Source organism: Ohtaekwangia sp., assembly GCF_036568665.1.
GTDB lineage: Bacteria > Bacteroidota > Bacteroidia > Cytophagales > Cyclobacteriaceae > Ohtaekwangia.
This window is the reverse complement of the sequence record NZ_DATCSD010000394.1, coordinates 1-8,308: the sequence shown is the minus strand read 5'-3', so window position 1 is coordinate 8,308 and position 8,308 is coordinate 1. Positions and strand designations below refer to the sequence as shown.

The 8,308-nt window shown below is 40.9% G+C and carries 4 protein-coding genes; all 4 read right to left on the bottom strand.

From position 1 onward, the window contains the following. Positions 1 to 199 (bottom strand): hypothetical protein (locus VIN08_RS23270; RefSeq protein WP_331970526.1); only part of this gene is annotated, 199 nt, incomplete at its 3' end. Positions 200 to 244: 45 nt separating this feature from the next. After that, positions 245 to 889, bottom strand: a complete 645-nt coding sequence (locus VIN08_RS23265) for a hypothetical protein (protein ID WP_331970524.1) — start codon at positions 887 to 889, stop codon at positions 245 to 247. A gap of 10 nt (positions 890 to 899) precedes the next feature. After that, on the bottom strand, positions 900 to 6,143 hold the full coding sequence (locus VIN08_RS23260; RefSeq protein WP_331970521.1) for a fibronectin type III domain-containing protein: 5,244 nt from the start codon (positions 6,141 to 6,143) through the stop codon (positions 900 to 902). Between the two features lie 81 nt (positions 6,144 to 6,224). Next, on the bottom strand, positions 6,225 to 7,937 hold the full coding sequence (locus VIN08_RS23255; protein ID WP_331970518.1) for a hypothetical protein: 1,713 nt from the start codon (positions 7,935 to 7,937) through the stop codon (positions 6,225 to 6,227). Positions 7,938 to 8,308 lie beyond the last annotated feature (371 nt).

The window sequence follows — 8,308 nt, the reverse complement described above, 5'->3', positions numbered from 1 at the left end:
TATCTTTCAGATAAGGCACCAACAACGACAACGTAGTCTTCGCATTCTCCGGCTGAAACAAATTCTTCGGTATAGATTGATACTTACCCGCACGCACTTCAGAGAAGTAAGCGGTTAGTGTTTTTTTGGTGTCTTGGGCGTGCAACTCAAAACAAACTCCAACAAACAATAGCGCTATGTAAAACTTTAAAATATTCATTTAATATACATTGACCTACAGTAAATCACCTTCTGTATTTATTACTCAAGCATCCTTAAATCCATACTTATATATTGCTTCAGGATAAAACGAACTCTCAAAACTTCTAATAGAAAAGACTCCACCATTTTCCAGAGATTGCAAAGTATCTGTGAGTAACTTATTATTATTTTTCACCTCTTCTGAGGATAGATACACTCCTTGCTGTCTGGAGGGGTTAGACATGAAAAGATCCATTTTCAAATCTGTATTAAAAGAAAGATGTCTATCCTCGTATAACTGTATGCAAAAATTCAAGCAGTTATAGTCAGACAGATCAATTTCTTCCCCATCTATAGCTGAGCGATAATAGCAGTCCACATAGGCTATATCATAAGCCAAACTCTCTATATAGCTTCCCTTATATTTAAGTTTAAGTTCATAAAGCCATTCACTCAAACTTTTTTGCCTAGTCATATCCCAAACTTCAGACTCAATATTTATAGCGAAACGCTTTATGCCTATCCATTTATAATAGCTAATAAAATCCTCAAATGAATCGACTACATCATCAACTCTTATAGTATCATACTTCTTTACAGTATCAATTACCCAATTTCCTATATCATAAAAGTCAAAAACATCTTCATTATCCGCCTTCTGCTTTGCTATAAATGTCTTAGACAATAACATTCGATAATTAGAATCCATAACCCCTTTCTTAAAATATACTCATATCCATTTGAACCACGGAACCATCCTGTAAATGGATGTAAACATCCTTGATCAAGCCATTATTCTGAAAGGCTCGTTGTGTACTTTTTTTAAACGCTGGCCACATTTTATTTTTCAACCAATTAGCATCCACATCAGAGAACTTATACTCAATATGTAAATCAACTCCTTTCCACTCAGTAAATTTAACTCCGTCTTTCCAGACTTCTCCTTTCAAAGCTCGCGCATTATTATTTGCAATACTCTTGTAAGCATTGTTTATATTCTTTGTAATATTCGATTTCACCTCTTCAGTAAGCTGTTTATACGACAAGGGAGTCCCCGTTTCTTTTGATACTGCATCTATTGAAGGATAATCTCTTTGCTTTGGATGAACTATATCTTCACCCATAGCATCACCGATCTTGTCAGAAAAATCGATCTCCTTTGCATCTATAACATCGTCTGCAACACTCTCATCTATTAATGCGCGCCCCTTTGAACCTTTAGCCACTTTGAGAGATTGTCCAACACCTAATTTGGAAACATTAGATGTTGCTGCACCACTTGCTCCTCCACCAATAACAGGATCGGCACCACTTCCTGGTAAATTCTCAGGAGTATCCAGAAATTCTGAATATTGATTCGGATCATACTCTCGCTTCGCGCCTGTGGATCGCTCTGTCTGTCTTACCGTATTATTAACAGTTTCATCCATCGCTTCCCTGGTACTTGCTTTAAGATAAGGGCGAACTCTCTTATATGAATCGAGCGCACCTTTTACAGCTCCAGGTATTCCTGTAATAATGTGATAGGACTGATAAACAATTAAAGCTTGATTTAATATTTCCCATCCTTTCAAGAATTCAGGACCATAAGGTAGTTGACGAATCTCACCTCTATAGCTATCAACAGTAAGCGCTACTGAACTCAAACCAATTGTTGTCCATCCTGCAGCTCCTATACTTCCAGATCCAAACGTTCCCAGAATAAAGGCCACATTTATAGCATCTATAGTCTGACCATTAAATTGGTCATTCGTTATTGCCAGAATATTGATCGCAGGTAAATATGCTGAATCTCCTCTCGCATAGGGTAAAGATTGACCATCCGAAATAAAGTTGATTTTAATTAATGTAAATGGATCTAGAATCTCAACGTTTGCATCTGGAACAGTAGGACTTGCTACTATATCTGCCTTGAATGTGATTTTGCCTTCTTTGCTAATATCAGTATCGTAGTAATTTATCTGAACAACATTCCGATTGAATATATTTATGAGTCTCTTTAAGAATCTATAGTCAGACCACCAGAAATTACCATTGTTAGCATGTTGTTGAAGATCTCCCCGAACAAGGCTTTTTTCATCTAGCGTTTTTCTTAATTTTTCAAATTCAGATGCCTTTGCCTTCGAATACAGCTCTGACAATGCAATGTGGTACTCTCCAAATTCTTCTCCATCAATCCTGTAATTAAGATCTTTTAACACGCCAGTCTTGTCTTCGCTTAGCAACTTCACCAAGTCCGTTGCCACCTTATCTTCCTTTACAAGTTTCAAAACATCAATGGCAAACTCTTCAGCACAATTATCCAAAACAGGACCGTTGCAATTATTCATTGTTTCTTTACGCAGTAAATCCAGAATGTGGAATCTTAAGGCGGCATCAAATTCCCAGTAGTTACAAAGGGCCGTGTTTCTTAGCGCGGACCGCATAGATGAGGCTGTTGTTATTTTTGCCAGCTCTGCCGGCTTATTCTGGAAATCTTTCAGACTCTTTACAAACTCAGTAAGTTTCGCTAGGAAATCTGACTCGGTCATCTTCACCGGTTTGTATACTGTATTTACGCAGGTAGTACAAGCTGGATTCAAAAATGGCTGTGCCCATCTTTCAATATCCGATTTCAGAAGCGTGCTAAACGGACAGGCCTTAACATAAGCCTCATTTGCATTAATTACATTCGCAAGAGTAAGTATATATTTAGTTTCACTTTCCTGGCAACTTGTAATCTTCTCCAAGAAAGCAGTAGCTAACTCACCATAAGGTGTAGTTGATATATACTTCAGTGTAACTTCATTTGCAGCTCCCATTTGTATTGGGAGTGTAGTGTTATAGGTACCTCTTCCTGAATTGTCAGATGAAATTTGATCACCTGTAAAATCACATTGCTTTACCTTAAAGGATATTTTACCTTCCTCCACGCAAGGGAAACCAGCAATTACCTTAGTTACTGTCCCCTTAGATTTGGTGCTCTTGTCTAAGTAGGGTGAAGGCTGATCTTTATTTAGATAATATCCCAGAAACTCCTTCTTATTATTGGTATTTAAATAAGCTACGTATTTCTGTCCATCTGCCAGTTTAAATCCGCGCAATGCTCCGTCCGGATAGAAACCTATATCTGTAGATCCATTCGATTCGTCATTAGAGTAAAAAGTTACTTCCTGAATATCCGTAGGCAAGGAGAATGGCTTTCCTGTTGGCGTGATGAAAGTAAATAATCCATTTTCGGCAAATGGTTTTAGATCAGATATATTCTGTACTAAAACTTGCTCTCCTTCTTCATCCTCCTCAAACAATCCCACCACTATATCCGGGTAGCGCATTTTATCCCATTGGTATTTATATAGTTTGTTACCGCTCGGATAATCCATCAGGTTATCGGTAGTGCCTTTGGTGAGGGTAAAGTTTGGTTCTTTAAAGGTGTGGTGCAGACTGAATGCTCCGTGGCCAAGTTCGTGGGCCATGGTGCGCATGAGTGCTGACTTATCGGAACCGTGACGATCTACGAAAATGAAACCGGCCTGTTTACCACGCGGCATATAGCCTAAGCCATCGCCACTCTTTGGATTGTTTACCAGGAATAAATAGAACGTTTCATCTTGCAGTTTGCCGAAGGCTTTGATCACCTTCTTCATGTCGTCCGTATAGTTGGAGAGTAACTCACTGTCGCCATCGTCAAATGGATCGCCCAACGCTACATCTATAGGTGATGCTATACTTACTTTCCAATCCACTACAGATTGTTTATAGATAGCATTAAGAGAATCTTCAATGATCTGTGGTGTAAGTCCTGAAGGAAGACTTGTGTTATTTACCGGAACAATTACAACAGAGTTCGATATCTTGTTATAGGATACTACATTCAGTTTACCGAGCACCTGTACTTTACCCGTATCCGCTGCACTATAGAGTGCAAGTAAACCTTCTTCTGTACCATCGCTTCCTCCACGAACAGAGAGTGTAGTTTGATTGTTAGCAAACGGCTGTGCCTGTAATGCTATCCCACTTTGTTCAAATTTGATCTTGCCGGCATCTATACCTGTACCACTTAGTATAGCAGTCACTACATCAGTAACACCGCCTGAGGCAACCGACTTCCACGCAACAGAGTAATTTTTCAGTTGCTCGTAGTCTTTGCCGATGGCATCGTACTTACGCTGATCAAATCCATACTGCATGCCTGCGTTGGCAGCAAACTTGAGCGAAAGATTATATTCACGGTTGGCAGCTTTTGCAGCTACTTCCGCTGTTACCTTGTGTACGTTGCCTTTCTTGTCTACTAAATATCCGCTACCACTACTATCGGTAACGGCAGCAGATGTACCGGCTGGTAAACGTGTTTCTGTTCCCTTACTGTCAACAATTACTACCGTGCCATCATCATCTTTATATACTGAACTTATACCATTTTTTACATTAATAGCTGTATCGGCTACGAAGGAGTTTGGATCGAACTGCTCCGGTAAATTTTCTTCTATAGTATTCAGTGCTGAATCTGCAGCATTCAGAATTTCAGTGAGACCATTCACAGCATCCATTACTCCTGCCGGAATAATATCCACGGCTGCTCCGGTAACATTCATATAGCCGTTCACCATCCGCAGCTCTTTGGTTACACTTATGTCGGAGAACGATGTTTTTACCTTCGCTTTATTGAAGTATGGAACTTCAATTACACCTTCTCCGCTAAATACACCATTGCTGCCGGTAACTTTTGTAAGCTTTACATCGAAATCTCCAGCCTGTATAATATCACCGACTTTGAGTGAACCGGTAAGTTCTTTCGGATCAATATTGAATGTACCCAATGGCGCACCACATGCATACTCTGCTTCGGGTAATGGGTTGGTGGTAACTTTTGCGATAGCTGAATATTGGCCATCATAAAATCCACAGGTAGCTGCTACCTGGTATTCGTATACTGTTCCTGGTTTGAGTGAGTATATATCTGCGTTGGTAGACGTTACATCACTCTCATACCAGTTTGTAGTACCGGCCTCACGATAGTGTACTTTGTAAGCTGTATGATTAAAGAGACCATCCCACGCCAGACTAAATTTTGATGTACCGATTGAACTTGCATTTATACCGGTTGGCAGATCGCAGGCATCACCATACACAAAGCTGATTACTTCGCTATAGCCATTATTCTTGAAAAGATCGAGTTCATCCACGCCAGCGATACTGCGGGCGCGCACTCGAAAGGCATAGCGTCTTCCCGGCTCAAGCGGAGTTTCCGCAGGCCCGTATACAACGGTAGTGCTACTGGTAGTAGTTTCAAATATAGGAGGCGATGTAAGAATCGCATCGTTCGGATTGCGGGTTGATGGCCATACCTCCACCATTGTTACATCGTAGTTGGTAGTAAAGGCTGAGTTGGGCGAACCGGTATGGCGAGGAGTCCATTGTAACAAAATGTTTTGTGGACTCTGTACTTTTAATTTTTCATTTTGTCGCGGAAGATTTACGATAGGAGGATCGTTCAGGATCATCCATGCTGTGCCACAGGCTGTGTTGGAAATTTTTGCTCCGCGATTATACTCTAATACTTCAAAGCAAAACTGATATACACCTTCCGGTAATTTTCCACGCTGATCATATTCTCTGCGGGTAATTCCCTGGAAGTTCAGATTATTGGAATTGAAATAATCTGCGAGATCCGTGCTGATAAGACGCAACGGCACGCCACCTTGTATACTTACAGGCGCAGGTCTGTACTCAGGCTTTGTTTCGATCGTAACACCCTGCCCTACGATGCGCAGTCTGAATCGAACATCGAGTTGAGGACGCGCTATATCTGCCAGAAATATATTCAGTGCCAGTCGCTCCGTACCAGACTCAACATAATCGGCCAGGTATAGCGAATATGGTGGTGTAAGTTGTACAGTAGCCTGAACAGGATATACCTGAGCAAATGAAAGCTTGCCTATAACCAGGAACAATAAAAAGAGTAGCGGCTTGAGCGGTTTCAACGTAACGTATCGGTTAGAGTTCAAATTCAACACCAAAAATTCAAGTATAAATTATATACTATATATACTAACTTCTAAAAATTATCGAATCCCAAATGAGTAACTATATCCCAACGTTCCCGTGAACTCGGTAAATGCCTGAGCGGCCCCTTCTTTATTCGTACTCCTGTTCACAACTACCAGGCTCAGGTTCAGATTATGTTTCTTTTGTACCGATACACTTCCATTAATTCGACCGTTAACAACTGTACTTACACGCTCTGAGTTGGTATAGGTGCTGTTATACGATGACGACACGGTTGTTCGTAATTTCTTTTCGAAAAATGATTTACTCACTGCAACGGTAGGGCCCAGCGTTTTTGAATCTACACCGGCACCTTTGTTAAGCGTTGCGTTGAAAGATGCAGATAGCATCAGGTTGCTCGGGACTATATTTAGTGCGTATGCTGTATTAATGTTATAGAATTGTACTCCTGAATTCTGTTTTACTTCGCCCTGCTTATCGGCAGCATCCTGAAACGTGAGGTTACAGTTTAATGTCTGGCGCTTGTTCTCATTTTTACCAAACATATACATACCGGTTAGGGTAGCATTCTGCGATATCTGGGTATAGTTCAGTGTATCAAGATTGTCGTATGGCGTAAGCTGATTTACATCCACAAACTGAGAACGAATGTTGGTATAGGTCTGAAAGTTGGAATACGATGCCCCAAGATTTACTTTTTGAGTAGGAGCATAACCTATATTAACAGAGCCCACAGCTCTGCGCATGGTGCTGATCTTGCTCTTGTCAAGATTGTCGTGCTGCGTACCGGCACTCACAGCTACATTCATTTTTCCCTGCAGTATAGCTACGGCACCGTTGGCTGTTATATTTTCGAGGTCGTTGTTAAAGTAATACGCACCCAGTGTTCTATACTGCGGATCGATGCGCTCATAAGCAACACCCAGCGTGTAGCCATCCTGTTGATAGTTGAGCGATGTTTTAAAGGCTTTATAGTAAGAAGAAGAAATGCGGGGTGTATATAGCATCTTTGCTTTTGCCAACGGGTGCTCCTGGTCTGCTTCGGCTGCACGTGTATCGCGCGAGAGCGCGCTGGCTGCCAGCTCTGCCTTTACAAGAAAATGTTCAAACAGCGATTTTCCGGCAGCTATACTCATCACCAGGTTTTCCTGCGGAAGTATACCTTCGTTTTCCGGTACATATTGTATAGAGTTGATTTCATCCTGTGCGTGGAAGGTGATGATATCCACAAAATTACTTCCATCGCCATAGCTGGCTTTGAACCCATAGCCCATCCGTTTGAATGACGGTGCTATAGAACTTTCGCGTGTACTATCGGGCTCAACGGCTTTGAGAAAGCGGCCATATAGTGCGCTAAATTTGAATTTACCTTCCGGAGCCAGGTCAACGCCTCCCCCCAGAAATATATGGCCATTTACCGTATAGGGGGAAAATGTCATGCTGGTATAACCTGCATGTCCGGTAATCCATTTATAGGTTGGATGAAGACTATATTGATTGAATGGCTGTTGAAAAGAAGTATTTTGATTAGAGACTGAAAAGCTCAGCGGACAGTTCCAGCCATATAAAGAGAAGTTAACATTGCCGGATGCATAGTATGTATAAGGGTCGCGTCTGGATTCAATACCATGCACGCCATATACAATCTGATTCAGGGAAACACCTCCTGAAATAGAGAGCGGGTTGGCCTTACCGATCGATTCCAGGTTCTGGGCATACACGATCGAGCAGGCAGTAACGCAAAACACAGTCAACAGTAAAGATTTCACCAACAGGGTAGAATTAGGTATAACGTACTAACTACACGTAAATTAAAAGCACAACGAGAGAAGATAATTGGTAATTAATGAGATATTCTTACACTTATCGACAAACGACCGTGTGCGTACCACTACCCTGAAAAGCCGGATTGAATATACCTTCTATCCTTTAATTTCTACGCAAGCTCTGAAAACCTTACGTGAGAATTACTTAGGTATATCTTTGGAATATACTTTTATTAACGAAGCCTATACCTGTAAAGTATAGCCCATGCTCTATTATTTTAAGGCTATAGTATATCTCTGTTTTTACTATACCCGGCATAATCTATAGGTAAATATCAACTGCCTCCCAATAAAAAGAGGAATACATATATGTA

What these genes read in the sequence shown, in the direction of transcription:
- VIN08_RS23265 (WP_331970524.1), bottom strand. Translation starts at nt 889, where the DNA reads ATGGATTCTAATTATCGAATGTTATTGTCTAAGACATTTATAGCAAAG.